The organism is Janthinobacterium sp. SUN176 (assembly GCF_030587335.1).
GTDB classification, from domain to species: domain Bacteria; phylum Pseudomonadota; class Gammaproteobacteria; order Burkholderiales; family Burkholderiaceae_D; genus Janthinobacterium; species Janthinobacterium kumbetense.
The window spans coordinates 4,087,511-4,104,134 of sequence record NZ_JAPWIA010000001.1 but is presented as its reverse complement, the minus strand read 5'-3'; the positions used below and the strand labels follow the sequence as shown (position 1 = coordinate 4,104,134).

Below are 16,624 nucleotides of genomic sequence, written 5' to 3'. Positions count from 1 at the left end.
TTAGAGCAGGTTAATGGTTTATTTGAAATTTCTTTATTTGAAGGTGTTTAATGAGTATTGCCCTGATCAGAAATTCCTTGCTGGAAGCACAGTCAGCTCTCAGTGACTTGCTCAACAATGAAGTGGTGCTTGCAAATGTAGACCGGGCGGCGAATCTGATCGTTGAATCGTTGCGCAATGACGGTAAGGTGCTTTCCTGTGGTAACGGTGGATCGATGTGCGATGCAATTCACTTTGCTGAAGAACTATCCGGCCGCTACAGGAAAAACCGCAAGGCGCTGGCGGCCATGTCCATCAGTGATCCAGCCCACATTACTTGTGTGGCGAATGATTATGGCTATGACTACGTGTTCTCGCGTTTTATCGAAGGTCATGGTCGTAAAGGAGACGTCGTGTTGGCAATCAGTACCAGCGGTACCAGCCCGAGCATTTTGAACGCGGTCAAAGCCGCCCAAGACAAGGGCATGATCGTGGTTGGCCTGACAGGGCGTGCTGGTAGCGCTCTTGACGTCATGGCAGACGTCAGTATTTGCACGAAGGCCGGCCAGTTTGCAGATCGTGTTCAAGAACTGCATATTAAAATGTTACATATCATTATTGAACTTATTGAGGAAAAGCTGGGTTTGTCCTGATTGTTAGGGAATTTATGTCGAATGATGGGAATGCTTGTTTACAATTGAATGGTGCGCGGGTGCTGGTAAAGGGGCGATTTAATGCTGGATCGTTACTGGTTTGGCAGTACGGGCCGTATATCATCAGAGGCGCCAGTGCCACTGGTTAATATTGCCAAGGACGACTTGCGTCCGGGCGGTGCAGCCAATGTTGCAGTGAGGGAAGTTCGGTACCGCGACTGTGACGTCACTGGAACTTGAGCGTGTCATGCATCTATCTGGTGGTGAGCCCTCGTTGGTGTTGCGGGAAGGGGACTTATTACAACGGGTACTCGAAGCAAAGGCGGCGGGAAAACGCATTGTATTTACCAATGGCTGCTTCGATATTCTGCATGTTGGGCATGTCCGCTATCTGGTCGCTGCAAAGTTGTTGGGCGACTTGTTAGTAGTGGCTGTCAATGAAGTTGCATCGGTTAAACTAATCATTGCTCTGACCGGATGCAAGTCTTGGCGGGGGGGGGGGGGAAAGCGTCGACTGGGTGGTCCAATTTTCGGAGAGTACACCCGAGCGTTTGATCAATCTGTTTGTGCCCGACATCTTGGTCGAGGGCGGTGATTATGTTCCTGAAAAAATCGTTGGCTATGATGCGGTTAAAAATGCAGGTGGCAGAGTTATCGCGCTGGAATTCCATAATGGATATTCGACGACAAAGATACTTGACCGTTCCAAATTGACGTGAGTCTGGTAATTCTCCGCTATTGACGCACCTTCCTTGAATTCTAGGGGCAGGCTGCAGCGCTACTGGCTGCTATTCTTACGGCAGCAAGCCTGACCTATGTGTTCAAGACAGGAAGTGAAGTGTTGCTACCTGTGCTTCACTTCACATCGCTGGCATGCACATGGTTGACCTGATCAGTTGCTTGCTGTCCAGCAAAGCAGTTCACGGCTGGCATTTATGACGTCACTGTCGTCGATGCCGCTCATGTAATCGGTTTCAAGAGTGTATTCAAAGCCCAGATTCAAGGTCCCTGCACCTTTGCTTTTGCTGACGACTGAGCGAGTACGTGGTCCGACAGGCCCCCAACGTCTCGGGTCCGTCGGGCCGTGCAGGCCAACAGTTGGCACTCCCATTGCCGCCCCCACATGCATGATGCCTGTATTGACGCTGACCAACAGCGCAGCTTGCTGTAACAACGATAGTGTGTTGCTGAAAGATGTCCCCGCGTGACTGATAAATCGCGGGCGCAGTGACGCCGGCAGGGTTGCTAGAAAAGCTTCGCAGCCGGAAATGTCTTCTCGTCCCCCAGTCAATACGAACGAGTAATTTCCCAGTAATAGCAATTCGTTCGCAAGAGTGTGCCATTTTTCGGCCGACCATTCTTTCAGATGACTCTGGGTGCCACTTGGCCACATATGGAAGACGATGGTGTTTCCACCTTCTTTCCAAGAGTGCTGTAATTGCTGCGGCAAATTTGCAGCATTCAGGCCAATCACTCCAAGCAGGTCGCGATAGTTCTCCAGTTCATGCTGGTCATTACGGTGAAGTACGGGGATGTCTTGCATGAAGTGGCGATATTGCTGCGATGTGTTGAAGCCAATCCGTATTTTTGCACGCGACAGTGCTGCGAGTAGAGCACTGATACGTGGCCACGAGTCGAAGTCAATAAAAATGTCGATTTGATGGGAGCGTATGATTTTGACGCAGGCGAAAGGATTGGTCAGCGGTAGCTTGACAATCTGGTCGGCACCCGATAACAGCTTGGCAAACTCAAAATTTGAGGCGCCGGTGAACAGAACAATTTTCATATCTGGATTGGCGACACGTAGATCGGTGATGGCTGCGGATAGCAACACGGTATCGCCAATGGCTGCTGTTTTCAGCAATGCAACCGAATTAATTAACTTTGGCACTTGCCTGGTGCGAAATAAACGCAAGGGGGTGAGAGCGAGTAATAGGACAGGCCCAAGATATTTGTCAAAAAATTTCAGTTTTGTATTTCCGCGTTCCATGAGAATTCAATATAGTAAACGTAAGATTAAAAGAGTGAGGGGCTGTTGCAATGAATATAGGAGAGTTAAGAATTATATTGTTGCAGTGCCGTTTGTATCGTCTATTTTTGAATGATGATTAATTACCTGCCGCCAGTAGTTGCGGCAGTAAATTTCGGGAATGTTTTTATTAGTATTTTATGTAGAACTATGGATGTGATGATGGTAATGATTGCCGAGAAAAAATAGATAAAAATAATTGATAAGTTATGTTCTGGCTGGATTAATTTATACGATATTTTTTTGAATACAGTAAGTGTCGGTTCATGCATGGCATATAAAAAGAAACTGGTGGATCCAAGAGCAATAAGCATTTTTTTCAGACGGGGAAGGGCCAACGCCGGTCGCGTCAAATACAAGATGATTGGTATCCCGAGAATAATGCCAGTCTTATGCATGTATTGATAACTTGGTGCTTCCGGGAATAATGCATTGGCGATGATCAGAAGAGTATAAATTATTAGTGTTGGCGTTAGAAATTTTGAGAGTGGCTGGTCAAGCAAAAAGATGCTTTGTGAATAGATGCCGAAATAACAGCCAAGTACGAAAAAAAATGCTGATTCAGAACTGTTTTCGCCAATATTCAAAAACCACAGAACAAATAGTGCTCCAAGCACAGTTTTTGGTAGCCATTTGAGGGAGAAATGTATCAATGGTGTCAATAGGGCCAATATCATCAAATCTCGGATGAACCAAAATTGATAGGAAATAGGATATCTGGTAAGCCCGAAGATTGCATTGAGGTAGTCGAAGAAACTATAATTGGCAATTAATATTTTATTGCCGGAGAAGTATGACAGTGTTGCCGGAACTGACTGTGCGAGAAAAAAAATCAGTAACGTCAAAATGTTCCAGAAAAGAAATGGAAACAATAGTGTGCGGGTGCGGGAGATGATTTTCTTGACGTAGCTTTCGGTTGACCATTGTGTGTCATGAAAGAATAGATAGCCAGAGATGAGAAAAAACAGGGGGACGGCGCAACGTGCAATTTCCTGTGAAATAAGAGATTGAATGAAATCGCTAATATGATTCTTCTCACTTGCTCCAGTGGCGATCCCGGAAAACATCAATGTGGCGCCATACACATGAATGAAAACGACACCAACAATCAAAGGGAAACGCAATAGTTGTAGTCTCAAAGATTGTTCATTGCTTAGGGATTTTTTTATCATGGAAAATGAAGTTAATTATTGATTTTTGAGACGAAAAAATCACGAGAGGGAGACGATAAAAAAATGAATGGGCCAATACGGGGGAGATAGCAACTTCACGGTCCTCTGTATTGGCTGACCTGGCGATTACGCCCATGTATCGCCAGATCGTTGCTGCCGACGCGCGTTCTGGCGCAAACTCATTTGAGTCATGCACTACGCCGTGGTGCTCGTTAGCATTGCTCAATGTGAAAAGATTGCTGTCAGCGCGTGTTAAGACACATCCCGAGCACGTGGCTCCGAGATGTCGTCGCTGCTTGAGCTACCTCCGTGGGCCGCGCGGACTTTGCACTGAGTATGCAAAACGGAGTTGGCTCGAGCTCAATCCTGGCACAGTTTCAGCGCATCTTGCCACTGCGGCAAACTACAGAAGGTATTGATAAGACGCTGCGACGATAGTACTGAATTGTTCGGCCGCTTTGCCGGTACCGGATAGTCGCGCGCCAGAATCGGTTTCACGCGGGGTTTTTTCTGAACCGACGTATGTGCCATGATCGCTTCGGTAAAGCCAAACCAGCTTGTCTTTCCTTGGGCCGTCAAATGGTACAGGCCCGAACGTTCTTCCCACCATCCTTGTCGGTCAGCCGTGGCCAGGCTTTGCGCCACGATATGCGCCGTGGTATCGGCAATGGTGCGGCTCCATGTCGGCGCGCCGAACTGGTCGGAAACGATACTCAGTTCGTCACGTTCCTGGGCCAGACGGAGCATGGTCAGCAGAAAGTTCTTGCCGTGCGTACTGTAAACCCAGCTGGTGCGCAGGATCAGATGCGGGATGCCGGTCGCCTGGATCGCCTTTTCGCCGGCCAGCTTGCTGCTGCCATACACATTCACGGGGCAGGTCGGATCGGTTTCGACGTAGGCACCGTCTTTCGACCCGTCAAAGACGTAATCGGTGCTGTAATGGATCATCGCAGCGCCCAGTTTCTTTGCTTCTTCCGCCATGACACCCGGCGCTTCGCCATTGATTCGCAGCGCCAGTTCCGGTTCACTTTCAGCCTTGTCGACCGCCGTATAGGCTGCCGGGTTGACGATCAGCGTCGGTTTGATGCGGCAGATGACGTCGCGCACCTGGTCCAGGTCAGCCAGGTCCATCTGGCTGCGGTCCACCGCGATGATCTCGCCCAGGCCCTGCAGGCTGCGTTCTAGTTCGTAACCGACCTGGCCGGTTTTTCCTGTGATTAAAATACGGCTCATGAAATAGTTTTGTTCCAGTGTGTCAGATTGGTCGGTAACGGTCAGGCAAAAACGTCGGCATTGGCCAGCAAGGTACCGACTTTATCTTTGCCAGACAGCAGTGGTTCGCCATCGAGCGGCCAGTCGATACCGATGGCTGGATCGTTCCACAGGAGGCTGCGTTCGAACTCCGGTGCCCAGTAGTCGGTCGTCTTGTACAGGAACTCGGCGCTGTCGCTGGTGACCACAAAACCGTGGGCAAAGCCTTCTGGTATCCACAACTGGCGTTTATTGGCCGCTGATAAGGTCACGCCTATCCAGTGGCCAAACGTCGGCGAGCTTTTGCGCAGGTCGACGGCGACGTCGAAGACTTCGCCAGCGGTCACACGCACCAGCTTGCCTTGCGGTTGCTGGATCTGGTAGTGCAGGCCGCGCAACACGCCCTTGGCCGACTTGGAATGATTGTCTTGCACGAAATCGCGCGTGACGCCGGTCAGTTCGGCAAAGCGCTTCTGATTGAAGCTTTCGTAGAAAAAGCCCCGGTCATCGCCGAACACGGTGGGTTCAAGGATCAGGACGTCCGGTATGGCGGTGGTTTGAATTTGCATGGTGTGAAATGAGCCGTTCAGGCTTTAGTATATTTTTTCTTCGAGCAAGCGCAGCAGGTATTGACCGTAAGCGTTCTTTTTCAAGGGTTGTGCCAATGCTTCGAGCGTGGCTGCATCGATGTAGCCACGGCGGTAGGCGATTTCTTCAGGGCAAGCAACTTTCAAGCCCTGACGGTTCTCGATGGTGGCGATGAATTGGCCCGCTTCGAGCAGGGATTCATGCGTGCCGGTGTCGAGCCAGGCCATGCCACGGCCCATCAGTTCTACGTTCAACTGCCCGCGCTCCAGATAAGTACGGTTGACATCCGTGATTTCCAACTCGCCACGTGGTGACGGGGCGATGCCGGCGGCGATATCGCACACCTGGCTGTCGTAGAAATACAGGCCGGTGACGGCGTAGTTCGATTTTGGCTTGAGCGGCTTTTCTTCAATGCTGATGGCCCGGCGTTGTGCATCGAAATCGACGACGCCATAGCGTTCCGGATCGGTGACATGATAGGCAAACACGGTCGAGCCGCTGGTGCGCGCCGAGGCCTCGCGCAACTGCGATTCAAAGTCGTGACCGTAATAGATGTTGTCACCCAGAATCAGCGCCGATGGTGCATCGCCGACAAACTCTTTGCCGATGATGAACGCCTGTGCCAGGCCATCCGGGCTGGGCTGCACGGCATAGGTCAGGCTGATACCCCACTGGCTGCCATCGCCCAGCAACTCCTGGAAGCGCGGCGTATCTTGTGGCGTGGAAATGATCAGGATATCGCGTATGCCGGCCAGCATCAGGGTGGTCAGCGGATAGTAGATCATCGGCTTGTCGTATACGGGCAGCAGTTGCTTCGAGACGGCCATGGTGACAGGGTACAGGCGCGTGCCGGAACCGCCAGCCAGGATGATGCCCTTGCGTTCGATGGGGGTTGCCATTATTGCTGCTCCTTGGCCGTGTCGCGTGCCGCGTAGTTTTTCTCTACCCACTTGAGGTAGTCACCCGACTGGACATCGCGTACCCAGGCCTGGTTGTCCAGGTACCATTGAACGGTCTTGCGGATGCCGGTGGCGAAGGTTTCGGCCGGCTTCCAGCCCAGTTCGCGCTCGATCTTGCGTGCGTCGATGGCATAGCGGCGGTCGTGGCCAGGGCGATCCTGTACATAGGTGATTTGTTCGCGATAGCTGCCGGACGCCTTGGGATCGAGCGTATCGAGGATGTCGCACAAGGTATGCACGACTTCCAGATTGGCCATTTCATTCCAGCCGCCCACGTTGTACACCTCGCCCAGACGACCTGCTTCCAGGACGCGGCGAATCGCCGAGCAGTGGTCGCCCACGTACAGCCAGTCGCGCACTTGCATGCCATCGCCATAGATAGGCAAGGCCTTGCCGGCGCGGGCGTTGCTGATGATGAGCGGAATCAGTTTTTCCGGGAAATGGAAGGAGCCATAGTTGTTCGAACAGTTGGTCGTCAGCACGGGCATGCCATACGTATGGAAATACGCACGCACCAGATGATCGGACGCCGCTTTCGATGCCGAGTAGGGGCTGTTTGGCGCATACGGCGTCGTTTCCGTGAATGGCGGATCATTCGGTCCCAGGGTGCCATACACTTCGTCGGTCGAGACGTGCAGGAAGCGGAATCCATCCTTGGCTTCGCCCGTCAAGCCGCTCCAATAGGCGCGTGCCGCTTCCAGCAGGCTGAAAGTACCGTTGACGTTGGTCGAAATGAATTCGCCGGGGCTATGGATCGAGCGATCGACATGGCTCTCTGCGGCAAAATGCACGATGGCGCGTGGCTGATGTTCTGCCAGCAGGCGCGAGATGTGAGCGGTATCGCAAATATCGCCACGCACAAAGATATGCCGCGGGTCTTGCTCCAGGCTGGCCAGATTGCTGAGATTGCCAGCATAGGTCAGTTTATCAAAATTGATCACGGGCTCATCGTTGAGCGCCAGCCAGTCGCGTACAAAGTTGGAGCCGATGAAGCCGGCGCCGCCAGTCACTAAAATCATGTTGTTATCCTTTTTTACTTGAACATCGTCACGATGCTTCACTCTTCTATTTCCGAAATGAAATTATTTGAAATTTTATTTGATCATGTAGTTAATACGCGCCATCTTTCTTGAAAATGACTTTAACCGTTTTCAGTAGAATAACAATGTCATTGAATAAAGACCAGTTCTTGACATACCATGCATCCAGATAAACGCGCGTATCATAGCTGACGTCGTTCCTGCCGCTGACTTGCCATAGACCCGTGACGCCGGGTTTCGCTTCCAGGTAATAGTCTACTTGGGGGCCATAACGCTCCAGTTCCGCATCAACAACCGGGCGCGGCCCGACCAGGCTCATTTCGCCTTTCAGTACGTTCCATAGCTGCGGCAATTCATCAAGACTGGTCCGGCGCAGGAAGTGGCCGATCGAGGTGATGCGAGGGTCGTTCTTCAGTTTGAAATCACGGTCCCACTCGGCACGGGCTTCAGGGTCGCGCTCCAGCAATTCTTTCAGCAAGACGTCTGCATTGACGGCCATGGTACGGAATTTGTAGCAGAGAAAATGCTTGCCATTCTGCCCCACACGTTTGTGGCCGTAGAAGATGGGGCGGCCAGAGGCCATGACCTTGGCGGCGATCCACAGCAGGATGGGCGCCCCGACGACCATCACGGCGATCGCCGTCGTCAGATCAAAGCAGCGCTTGATCATTTGTAAACCTGGCCGTGCCAGGTTGTTGCGCATGGTCAGCAGCAGCACCTCATGTGTAAAGAAATGGTTGACCTCCATGCCATACAGGGGCAGGCCGCGTACGGCAGGTACCACTTGCATATTGGCAACGCAACGGCTGACTTGCTGGATCATGCCCTGATAGGCATCGATGCCGCCTTGCTCCAGAGCGACAACTGCATGCGGATCACCCAGCAGCTTGAGCGTTTCTTCAGGATTGACACCAAGCGGAATGCACGGCACCGCCTGTTTGCTGCGGTTCACGTAGTGTTGCTCCAGGCGGCCTTGGCCTTCGGGGATCAGGAAGGCAATCAGGCGATAGCCCATCAATGCTTCCTCATCGAAGGCCCGCGCTGTTTGCAAGGCATTGTCACCCCATCCGATGATGACCATGGGGCGTATCCAGCCGCCAGCTTTCATCAGCAGGTATTTGACCATGCCGCGCAGCAGCAGGACACAGCATGGCACCAGCAGCCAGGTGGCCAACAGTGCCTCGCGCGAAGAGTCGCGCTTGTCGAGGAAGACCAGGGCCGCGTCGATCAGGCCCATGACCATGGCGATCTTCAGCAGTTCCTTGATTTCATTCGAGTACGGGCGGCGTTTGGCATGATGGCCCTTCAGCTTGAAGATCGCCACAGTGACCACGGATAGCAGGCCGTAACTGAGCAGGCGTGAGCTATCCAAGCCCCAGTTGTTCAAATCGCCGCCATCGAGGGTCCATGTGCCGGCGAGCCAGAATGCCGTGAACATGGCTAACGCATCGGCAAAGGTGAGGAAATATTTTTCTACCCTGCTGCTGCAATACCATTTTATTTCCTGTACAAAGATGCCTTCGATTGGTTTCATGATGACTTGCTAAACCTTATAAACTTCAGTGTAAATTCTTGTGGTGCCGTATGCATGGTGCTTACGTATCTGCTCGGTCAAGTGCGGCCGTAGCGGTCTTCAAAGCGGACAATATCGTCTTCCCCAAGGTAGCTACCCGATTGAATTTCAATCAATTCCAGCGGCAGCTTGCCCGGGTTGGCCAGGGAGTGGACGACGCCGAGGGGGATATAGGTGGACTGGTTTTCGGTCAGCAAATATTCCTTGTCGCCATTCGTGATCTGCGCCGTGCCGGATACCACGATCCAGTGCTCGGCGCGGTGATGATGCATTTGCAATGACAGCTTGGCGCCAGGCTTGACAGTGATGCGCTTGACCTGGAAGCGCTCGCCAGTGCCTATGGAATCATAGGAGCCCCATGGGCGGAAGACTTCGCGGTGCATGGTGGCCTCGGGACGCTCCCTGGCGACCAGCTGCGCGACCATTGTTTTCGTTTGTTGTGCCTGATCCGCGTCCATGACCAGCACGGCATCGGCGGTTTCTACGATCACGGTATTACGCATGCCGATGGTGGTGACCAGGCGGCTGGTACTGTGCACCAGGCAATCGTTGCAATCCTGGATCAACACATCGCCGTGGGCGCTATTATTATTGGCATCTTTTTCCGCCACGTCGAGTACGGCTTTCCAGGAGCCGATATCATTCCAGCCCGCATCGAGAGCGATGGTAGAGGCATGGCTGGTGCGCTCCATGACGGCGTAGTCGACGGCAATGTCGGGACTGGCAGCGTAGGCATTCTTGTCCAGACGAATGAAGTCGAGGTCGCTTTTCGCTGCGCTGATGGCAGCGCGGCATGCGGCCAGAACAGCGGGTTGGAAGTGTTCCAGCTCTTCCAGGTAGCGGCTGGCGCGGAACAGGAACATGCCGCTGTTCCAGAAGTAATCACCGCTAACGATATATTGTTCTGCAAGCGCCTGAGCCGGTTTTTCCACGAATTCGAGTATGCGCTGGACTTGCCCGCTTGCAGCGTTCTCGGCGCGAATATAGCCGTATCCTGTTTCTGGACCCGTTGGCGTGATGCCGAAAGTCAGCAAATTGCCTGCCTCTGCAGCAGTACGCGCCAGTGCGATTGCACGATGGAAAGCCGGGGTATCCAAAATGACGTGGTCCGATGGCAGTACCAGCAGGAGCGGATCCTCACCACTCTCCATCGCATGCAAGGCTGCCGAGGCGATTGCTGGAGCCGTATTGCGGCGCATGGGTTCAAGCAGCATGCGGCTATTTTCCAGACCGATCTCACGCACTTGCTCTGCGACAACAAAACGCGAGGATTCGTTGCATACCAGCAGTGCTGGCGACACGGTGTCTATGCCTGCCAGGCGCTGCAGCGTTTGTTGCAGCATGCTGCCCTGAGTGGACAAGCGCAGAAACTGTTTCGGGAATACCTCGCGCGAAAGCGGCCATAAACGTGTGCCGGAACCACCACAAAGAATTACCGGTACGAGGGGAATAGTCATTTATGCTTCAATGTAAATGTAATTATTGCCAATGGGAGCAATATTTTTAATAAATTACAGGAATCTTTGTATTTTCTCCGGACTCCATGGAGCCTGAGAGACACGCACTTTGGCGCGTCCTGTATTGTAGTTTGCTGCCCCGGTATTTCTGCTTAGCACGCAACGTTTTCAAGCAAAAAAGCAACAAACACGCATAGGGCACTGATACTGAGAATGAGCACGGCTCCTGCGGCGCAGTCCTTGACGATCTTGATGCTGGGATGGAGGGCCGGATGAAGGTGATCAATCAGATTTTCGAGAGCGGTGTTGAAGAGCTCCGCCGCGAGGACCATGCCACAGTTGAGCAATAACAAAGCCCACCAGATCATCGCTGGCCGGTACCAGGCAAGTACAAGCAATACCAGGAGGGCGGCAAGGCATTGCAGCCGGAAGCTCGATTCCATGCGCAAGGCGGCACCCAAGCCTTGCAGGGCAAATCCCATGCGTTTATGGAGAGGCTGGTTTTTCATTAACTATGCATGATTGGTCAGGGCGTTTCATGTTCCTGACGGCTGCGGCTCTTGGCGCGCGCATTATTGAAGAAAAATAAAAAGCCCGTTTTCAAGAAATGAAAAAGGGCTTTTATCGAGGAAGTGGCGCTGCGTATGACAAAGCCAGCTTCTCGTGAGACCAGGCCAGCGTCTCGCGATTTGACGTCAGGTCGCGGGCTTGGTCTTGTCTGTTTCAGCCAAAGGCGTCGACAGATTATTTGGCGTGGCTTGGGGTCGTGTGCGCGGTGGTCGAGTCCGAGCTAGCTGCACCGGCCACAACGGCAACTGCGGCGCCGATTGCGATCAGGGCGCTCGTGCTCAGGCCGGCAACAGTGGCGCCGGCAGCGGCGCCAGCAGCAGCACCACCAGCTGGTGCCGCTGCGACTGGTACAGGAGCTGGAGCCGATTGAGCCATGGCTTGTGCGGAAGCGAAGCACAGGATTGCCGAAGCGATCAGAATTTTCTTCATGGGATATCCTTTTAGGTTGAACAGCGGGAATGCTAAACTGTCACATGATTGTAGCAACATTTCTCTTGCTAGTCTGCGCCGTACAGTCCGTGGCAACGATAATTTATTCTATTTTAGCTACATACCTGACCATTCTGCGTGTCTGGCGGTCTGAAGATGTTGTTCTCTATCAACAAAAACAGCACCTTGCCGAGGCTGCGGTCCATGTTTTTGTCAAATATCGCGGGAATTGCTGATGCATTCGAAAGCGATCCACAAGTTTGCCAAGTCCTCGCCATCCCGCGTAAAATGCAGGCTTCGCGGGTGTAGCTCAATGGTAGAGCAGAAGCTTCCCAAGCTTACGACGAGGGTTCGATTCCCTTCACCCGCTCCATTTTTCGCTGGCGCATGGCTTGATGCGGCGCAGCCACTTATTTCTCCATTCCCATGTCTTCTGATACCCCAGCAAACGGCCCGGCGCGGCCGATGATGTACGATCCGACCGAACACCGCATCCGCAGTTTCGTGACCCGCGCGGGACGGCTTTCCGTGGCGCAGGCGCGCGCGCTCGAGACCCTGGGCCCGCAGTTCCTGTTGCCTTTCGCCAAAGAACCGATGGATTTCGAGCAGGTGTTCGGCCGCAAGGCGCCCGCCATCCTGGAAATCGGCTTCGGCATGGGCGCGACGACCGCGCATATCGCCAAAGCCATGCCGGAGAAGGATTTCATCGGCGTCGAAGTGCATACGCCTGGTGTCGGCAGTCTGTTGAAGCTGATCGGTGAAGAGTCGCTGACGAATCTGCGTCTGCTGCAGCACGATGCCGTGGAAGTGCTCACGCACATGATTCCCGCCAATTCGCTGGCCGGTATCCACGTTTTCTTCCCCGATCCATGGCACAAGGCGCGTCATAACAAGCGCCGCCTGATCCAGTCGCCATTCGTCAAGCAATTGACCGATCGCCTGGCGCCGGGCGGCTATCTGCATTGCGCCACCGATTGGGAAGATTACGCGGTGCAAATGCTGGAAGTACTGGGCGCCGAGCCGCAGCTGCACAATAGCGCCGATGGCTATGCGCCGCAGCCGGCGTATCGTCCTCTGACCAAGTTTGAAAACCGTGGCTTGAAGCTGGGCCATGGCGTGTGGGATCTGGTGTTCATCAAGAAATAACCTGGCGGTTTGCCCACCCGTGCCGTTTGCACGAGAACAAGCCTGCCGCGGCGACGCCGCAGGCTTTTTTTAATGCGCGCTAGTGCGCTGGCTAGGCAAGGCGGGGGAATTACGGTAGTCTTATCTTTTTTGCATTGATTGATATTATGTCCAAGAAAATACTCGTGACGGGCGCATCCGGTTTCATCGGCTCGCATACCTGTGTCGAATTGCTGGCTGCCGGCTTTGATGTCGTCGCGGTGGATAACCTGTGTAATAGCGCGCGCGAAGCGATGGCGCGCGTGGAGCGCATCTCCGGCAAAAGCGTACCCTTCTATGCAGCGGACGTGCGCGACCGCGCGGCCATGGCCGCCGTCCTGCGCGAGCACGCCATCGATGCCGTGATCCATTTCGCGGGCTTGAAGGCGGTGGGCGAATCCGTGGCGCAGCCGCTGATGTATATGGACAACAATGTCACGGGCACCGTGGCCTTGCTGGAAGTGCTGGCGGCGGCGAATGTGAAACGTTTTGTGTTCAGCTCGTCGGCCACCGTGTATGGCGACCCGGAGGCCTTGCCGATTCTGGAATCGTCGCGCCTGTCCGTGACCAACCCGTATGGCCGCTCGAAGCTGATGGTCGAGCAGATCCTGGCTGATCTCGTGCATGCCGATGCCCAGTGGCAAGTCGGCGTGTTGCGCTACTTTAATCCGGTGGGTGCGCATGCCAGCGGCTTGATCGGCGAAGATCCGGCCGGCATCCCGAACAACCTGATGCCGTTCATTGCCCAGGTGGCCGTGGGTCGCCGCGAACGCCTGGCCGTCTTCGGCAACGACTACGCCACGCCGGACGGCACGGGCGTACGCGACTATATCCACGTGGTCGACCTGGCGCTGGGCCACGTGGCCGCGTTGAACCGCCTGTTTGCCACCGACGGCGGCTTTACCGTCAACCTGGGCACGGGCCATGGCTACAGCGTGCTCGATACCGTACGCGCCTTCGAAGCCGCCAGCGGCCGCCGGGTACCGTACGACATCGTGCCGCGCCGCCCCGGCGACATCGCCAGCTGCTACGCCTCGGCCGACAAGGCAAAGGAACTGCTGGGCTGGCAAGCGCAGAAAAACATCGACGACATGTGCCGCGACCACTGGCGCTGGCAGCACCAGAACCCGCAAGGCTACGCAGCGTAAACAAGTCCGCAGATACAAAAAATCCCGCTCACACGCAAGTGTGGCGGGATTTTTTTAGAGCGCCATCAACCCAATGGCGCCTGAAAAATGTCTGGGGCTAGGCGCAAAGCCGAAGACAGTACGCAAGTACGGCGAGGCGAAGCAACAACGCCCCAGGCATTTTCTCAGGTAGCCATTAAGGGTACAGGCCGCGCACTTCGCGAGCCTGGAGAACACGGGTGCACGCCAGGATGAAGGTCGCGGTACGCATCGACACTTTCTTCTCTTGCGACACTTGCCATACGGCGTCGAACGCTTCGCGCATGATGCGGGTCAGGCGGCTGTTGATTTCTTCTTCCGTCCAGAAGAAGCTCGAGAAGTTCTGCGCCCACTCGAAGTAGCTGACGGTCACGCCGCCGGCGTTGGCCAGCACGTCCGGCACGATCAGTACGCCGCGGTCGGTCAGGATGTCGTCCGCTGCCGGCAGGGTCGGGCCGTTGGCGCCTTCCAGGATGATCTTGGCGCGAATGACTTGAGCGCGTTCAGCCGTGATTTGCTGTTCCAGCGCGGCCGGGATCAGGATGTCGCAATCGATGCCCCAGAAATCTTCGCGTGGCACGAATGCCTCGGCGCCTGGGAAACCTTCGACGCTGCCCACTTCGGCCACGTGTGCCAGCAATTGCGGGATGTTCAAGCCGCCAGCGTGCACGACGGTGGTCTTGTGGTCTTGTACCGCCACCACTTTCGAGCCGGCTTCAGCGAACATGCGTGCAGCGACGCCGCCCACGTTGCCAAAACCTTGCACGATGACTTTCGCGCCTTCGAGCGACATGCCGACCTTGGCGGCCGCATCGCAACCGACGACGAACACGCCGCGGCCCGTCGCATCGCGGCGGCCCAGGCTGCCGCCCAGCGAGATTGGCTTGCCCGTCACCACGCCGGTCGACATATTGCCGCCGATCATGGCGTAGCTGTCCATCATCCACGCCATGACTTGTTCATTCGTGTTGACGTCCGGCGCCGGGATATCCTTGTTCGGTCCGATGATCATGCTGATCTCGCTCGTGTAGCGACGGGTCAGGCGTTGCAGTTCGTTGCGCGACAGGGTCTTCGGATCGACACGGATACCGCCCTTGGCGCCGCCGTATGGCACGTTGACGGCGGCATTCTTGACCGTCATCCAGGCCGACAGGGCCATCACTTCCGACAACGTCACGTCCTGGTGGAAGCGCACGCCACCCTTGCCCGGGCCGCGCGACAGATTGTGCTGCACGCGGTAGCCTTCGTAGTGGGCAATGGTGCCGTCATCGCGCTCGATAGGCACGTCGACCGTCAGGATGCGCTTTGGACGCTTCAGCGTTTCCACCCAGCGCGACAGGTTGCCCAGGTACGGCGTAACGCGGTCGATCTGCTCGAGGTAGACGCCCCATGGGCCAAGGTCTTCAGGATTCAGGTAGGAAGGAAGTGCGTGCTTGCTGGTCATGCTTGATAAGCTCCTGGACAATACGAATACGTTAGAGGCACAGCCGATATGCAGCTGCGCGCAGCGGAACCGCATCGTAGGCGATAGCCTCATGCCCCGGCCAATGCTTTGTGCGCATCCGGTTATGCATTTATTGCATAGTTGTGTTGCCAGGATTGCCAGTCAGGACTGGGGGGCCTCGGTGGCGCGTTTGCGGCGCTTGCCCATGCGTGCCTTGCCATCCTGCGACTGCACCAGGTATTGCCACAGGCTTTCGACGATCTGCTTGCCGGGACGCAGGCTGGACGGGCGTTCGCGGTACAAACGGATTTCCAGCTCGATTTCCCAGCCTGGCGCGCCGCCATCGGCGCGCGCCAGGTGTTTGTATTTGACGTCGCGCATGACGGCCGATTCGGGCAGGAAGGCGATGCCGCGGCCTTCCAGCGCCATCATCTTCAAGCCTTCGGCCATGTCCGTTTCATAGCAGGTTTCCAGGAACAGCGGCGCCTTGGCGTCGGCCACCAGCAATTCCACCATGCGCCCCAGGTAGGCGTTGCTGGTGTAGGAAAGGAAGGGCAGCGGCTCCTTGGCGCTGCCGGGCAGGACGAAGTCCGGCACCTTGTCCTGGCCGCAGCGCGCATAGGCGCGCAGGGTTTCGCGGCCCATCACCAGCATGTCGTAGCGGCCCGGGTCCAGCTGCACCGGCTGGCGCGGATGGTGATAGCACAGCAGCAGGTCGCAGCCGCCGTCGACCAGCTGCAGCACGGCGTCGTGCACGTTCAGCGCCATCAAACGGCTGTTGATCGGCGCAAAACCTTCTTCCAGCGCCGTCAGCCATTTCGGCATGAAGGTCAGCGACAGGGTATGCGGCACGGCGAAATCGACGCTCGTCTGCGTGGCGGCCCGCTTGCCGCGCAACAGGGCGCGCACGCCGTTGATCTGTCCCAGCATTTCCAGCGCCTGCTCGTAGAACACGGCGCCGGCCGGCGTCAGTCGCGTCGGGTAGGACGTGCGGTCGACCAGGTCGATACCGAGCCAGTTTTCCAGCGACTGGATGCGCCGCGAGAATGCTGGCTGAGTGACGTGGCGCAGGGCCGCGGAACGGCTGAAGTTATGCGTTTCAGCGAGCGAGATGAAGTCTTCCAGCCATTTGGTTTCCATCGCGGCAGCA

General features: G+C 55.3%; 16 protein-coding genes, 1 tRNA gene and 1 pseudogene. 6 read left to right on the top strand and 12 right to left on the bottom strand.

The window, feature by feature from the left end; genetic code table 11:
* Window positions 1–50 precede the first annotated feature (50 nt).
* From O3299_RS18555 to O3299_RS28100, 3 genes and pseudogenes are all read left to right on the top strand, one after another.
* Window positions 51–632: an SIS domain-containing protein gene (locus O3299_RS18555; RefSeq protein ID WP_077408748.1), complete on the top strand. Its 582-nt coding sequence runs from the start codon at window positions 51–53 to the stop codon at window positions 630–632.
* Between the two features lie 14 nt (window positions 633–646).
* Window positions 647–827 (top strand): annotated as a pseudogene (locus O3299_RS18550) (D-glycero-beta-D-manno-heptose-7-phosphate kinase); the annotation flags it as partial.
* A 52-nt stretch (window positions 828–879) separates the two neighbouring features.
* A complete protein-coding gene (locus tag O3299_RS28100) occupies window positions 880–1,227 on the top strand; it encodes an adenylyltransferase/cytidyltransferase family protein (protein WP_369812314.1) in 348 nt (115 codons plus the stop codon).
* 297 nt (window positions 1,228–1,524) lie between these two features.
* Here the strand turns inward: O3299_RS28100 and O3299_RS18545 are convergent, their stop codons facing one another.
* The 10 genes from O3299_RS18545 to O3299_RS18500 form a co-directional block, all read right to left on the bottom strand.
* Window positions 1,525–2,622 (bottom strand): glycosyltransferase family 9 protein, encoded by a 1,098-nt coding sequence (locus O3299_RS18545; protein ID WP_305054182.1) that lies wholly within the window; start codon window positions 2,620–2,622, stop codon window positions 1,525–1,527.
* A gap of 122 nt (window positions 2,623–2,744) precedes the next feature.
* Window positions 2,745–3,833, bottom strand: coding sequence for an acyltransferase (locus O3299_RS18540; RefSeq protein WP_305054181.1), 1,089 nt, complete (start codon window positions 3,831–3,833; stop codon window positions 2,745–2,747).
* Between the two features lie 360 nt (window positions 3,834–4,193).
* On the bottom strand, window positions 4,194–5,066 hold the full coding sequence (gene rfbD, locus O3299_RS18535; RefSeq protein WP_305054180.1) for a dTDP-4-dehydrorhamnose reductase: 873 nt from the start codon (window positions 5,064–5,066) through the stop codon (window positions 4,194–4,196).
* Between the two features lie 41 nt (window positions 5,067–5,107).
* Window positions 5,108–5,653: a dTDP-4-dehydrorhamnose 3,5-epimerase gene (gene rfbC, locus O3299_RS18530; RefSeq protein ID WP_099666301.1), complete on the bottom strand. Its 546-nt coding sequence runs from the start codon at window positions 5,651–5,653 to the stop codon at window positions 5,108–5,110.
* Window positions 5,654–5,677: 24 nt separating this feature from the next.
* A complete protein-coding gene (rfbA, locus tag O3299_RS18525) occupies window positions 5,678–6,571 on the bottom strand; it encodes a glucose-1-phosphate thymidylyltransferase RfbA (RefSeq protein WP_251350080.1) in 894 nt (297 codons plus the stop codon).
* Window positions 6,571–7,650, bottom strand: coding sequence for a dTDP-glucose 4,6-dehydratase (gene rfbB / locus O3299_RS18520; RefSeq protein ID WP_099666303.1), 1,080 nt, complete (start codon window positions 7,648–7,650; stop codon window positions 6,571–6,573). The genes rfbA and rfbB overlap by 1 nt, the downstream gene beginning before the upstream one ends.
* Window positions 7,651–7,741: 91 nt before the next feature.
* On the bottom strand, window positions 7,742–9,205 hold the full coding sequence (gene wbaP / locus O3299_RS18515; protein WP_305054179.1) for an undecaprenyl-phosphate galactose phosphotransferase WbaP: 1,464 nt from the start codon (window positions 9,203–9,205) through the stop codon (window positions 7,742–7,744).
* 77 nt (window positions 9,206–9,282) lie between these two features.
* The gene (locus tag O3299_RS18510) at window positions 9,283–10,701 is read right to left on the bottom strand and encodes a mannose-1-phosphate guanylyltransferase/mannose-6-phosphate isomerase (RefSeq protein ID WP_305062888.1); all 1,419 of its coding nucleotides are present in this window, start codon (window positions 10,699–10,701) and stop codon (window positions 9,283–9,285) included.
* Between the two features lie 152 nt (window positions 10,702–10,853).
* Window positions 10,854–11,210, bottom strand: coding sequence for a diacylglycerol kinase (locus O3299_RS18505; protein WP_305062887.1), 357 nt, complete (start codon window positions 11,208–11,210; stop codon window positions 10,854–10,856).
* 235 nt (window positions 11,211–11,445) lie between these two features.
* Window positions 11,446–11,700: a hypothetical protein gene (locus tag O3299_RS18500; RefSeq protein WP_251350084.1), complete on the bottom strand. Its 255-nt coding sequence runs from the start codon at window positions 11,698–11,700 to the stop codon at window positions 11,446–11,448.
* 299 nt (window positions 11,701–11,999) lie between these two features.
* Between O3299_RS18500 and O3299_RS18495 the strand changes: the two genes are divergently transcribed.
* The 3 genes from O3299_RS18495 (at window position 12,000) to galE (ending at window position 14,012) form a co-directional block, all read left to right on the top strand.
* A tRNA-Gly gene (locus tag O3299_RS18495) sits at window positions 12,000–12,073 on the top strand.
* A 92-nt stretch (window positions 12,074–12,165) separates the two neighbouring features.
* Window positions 12,166–12,846, top strand: a complete 681-nt coding sequence (gene trmB, locus O3299_RS18490) for a tRNA (guanosine(46)-N7)-methyltransferase TrmB (RefSeq protein ID WP_305062886.1) — start codon at window positions 12,166–12,168, stop codon at window positions 12,844–12,846.
* 146 nt (window positions 12,847–12,992) lie between these two features.
* Window positions 12,993–14,012 carry a UDP-glucose 4-epimerase GalE gene (gene galE, locus O3299_RS18485; RefSeq protein ID WP_305062885.1) on the top strand — a complete coding sequence of 340 codons (1,020 nt, stop codon included), beginning with the start codon at window positions 12,993–12,995 and terminating at the stop codon, window positions 14,010–14,012.
* 175 nt (window positions 14,013–14,187) lie between these two features.
* Here the strand turns inward: galE and O3299_RS18480 are convergent, their stop codons facing one another.
* Window positions 14,188–15,474: a Glu/Leu/Phe/Val dehydrogenase gene (locus tag O3299_RS18480; RefSeq protein WP_034785857.1), complete on the bottom strand. Its 1,287-nt coding sequence runs from the start codon at window positions 15,472–15,474 to the stop codon at window positions 14,188–14,190.
* A gap of 162 nt (window positions 15,475–15,636) precedes the next feature.
* On the bottom strand, window positions 15,637–16,614 hold the full coding sequence (locus O3299_RS18475) for a LysR family transcriptional regulator (protein ID WP_077408735.1): 978 nt from the start codon (window positions 16,612–16,614) through the stop codon (window positions 15,637–15,639).
* Window positions 16,615–16,624: the final 10 nt, after the last annotated feature.

Coding starts and splice junctions, on each gene's coding strand:
- O3299_RS18555 (WP_077408748.1), top strand. CDS start 51: ATGAGTATTGCCCTGATCAGAAATTCCTTGCTGGAAGCACAGTCAGCT.
- O3299_RS28100 (WP_369812314.1), top strand. CDS start 880: ATGCATCTATCTGGTGGTGAGCCCTCGTTGGTGTTGCGGGAAGGGGAC.
- O3299_RS18545 (WP_305054182.1), bottom strand. CDS start 2,622: ATGGAACGCGGAAATACAAAACTGAAATTTTTTGACAAATATCTTGGG.
- O3299_RS18540 (WP_305054181.1), bottom strand. CDS start 3,833: ATGATAAAAAAATCCCTAAGCAATGAACAATCTTTGAGACTACAACTA.
- rfbD (WP_305054180.1), bottom strand. CDS start 5,066: ATGAGCCGTATTTTAATCACAGGAAAAACCGGCCAGGTCGGTTACGAA.
- rfbC (WP_099666301.1), bottom strand. CDS start 5,653: ATGCAAATTCAAACCACCGCCATACCGGACGTCCTGATCCTTGAACCC.
- rfbA (WP_251350080.1), bottom strand. CDS start 6,571: ATGGCAACCCCCATCGAACGCAAGGGCATCATCCTGGCTGGCGGTTCC.
- rfbB (WP_099666303.1), bottom strand. CDS start 7,650: ATGATTTTAGTGACTGGCGGCGCCGGCTTCATCGGCTCCAACTTTGTA.
- wbaP (WP_305054179.1), bottom strand. CDS start 9,205: ATGAAACCAATCGAAGGCATCTTTGTACAGGAAATAAAATGGTATTGC.
- O3299_RS18510 (WP_305062888.1), bottom strand. CDS start 10,701: ATGACTATTCCCCTCGTACCGGTAATTCTTTGTGGTGGTTCCGGCACA.
- O3299_RS18505 (WP_305062887.1), bottom strand. CDS start 11,210: ATGAAAAACCAGCCTCTCCATAAACGCATGGGATTTGCCCTGCAAGGC.
- O3299_RS18500 (WP_251350084.1), bottom strand. CDS start 11,700: ATGAAGAAAATTCTGATCGCTTCGGCAATCCTGTGCTTCGCTTCCGCA.
- trmB (WP_305062886.1), top strand. CDS start 12,166: ATGATGTACGATCCGACCGAACACCGCATCCGCAGTTTCGTGACCCGC.
- galE (WP_305062885.1), top strand. CDS start 12,993: ATGTCCAAGAAAATACTCGTGACGGGCGCATCCGGTTTCATCGGCTCG.
- O3299_RS18480 (WP_034785857.1), bottom strand. CDS start 15,474: ATGACCAGCAAGCACGCACTTCCTTCCTACCTGAATCCTGAAGACCTT.
- O3299_RS18475 (WP_077408735.1), bottom strand. CDS start 16,614: ATGGAAACCAAATGGCTGGAAGACTTCATCTCGCTCGCTGAAACGCAT.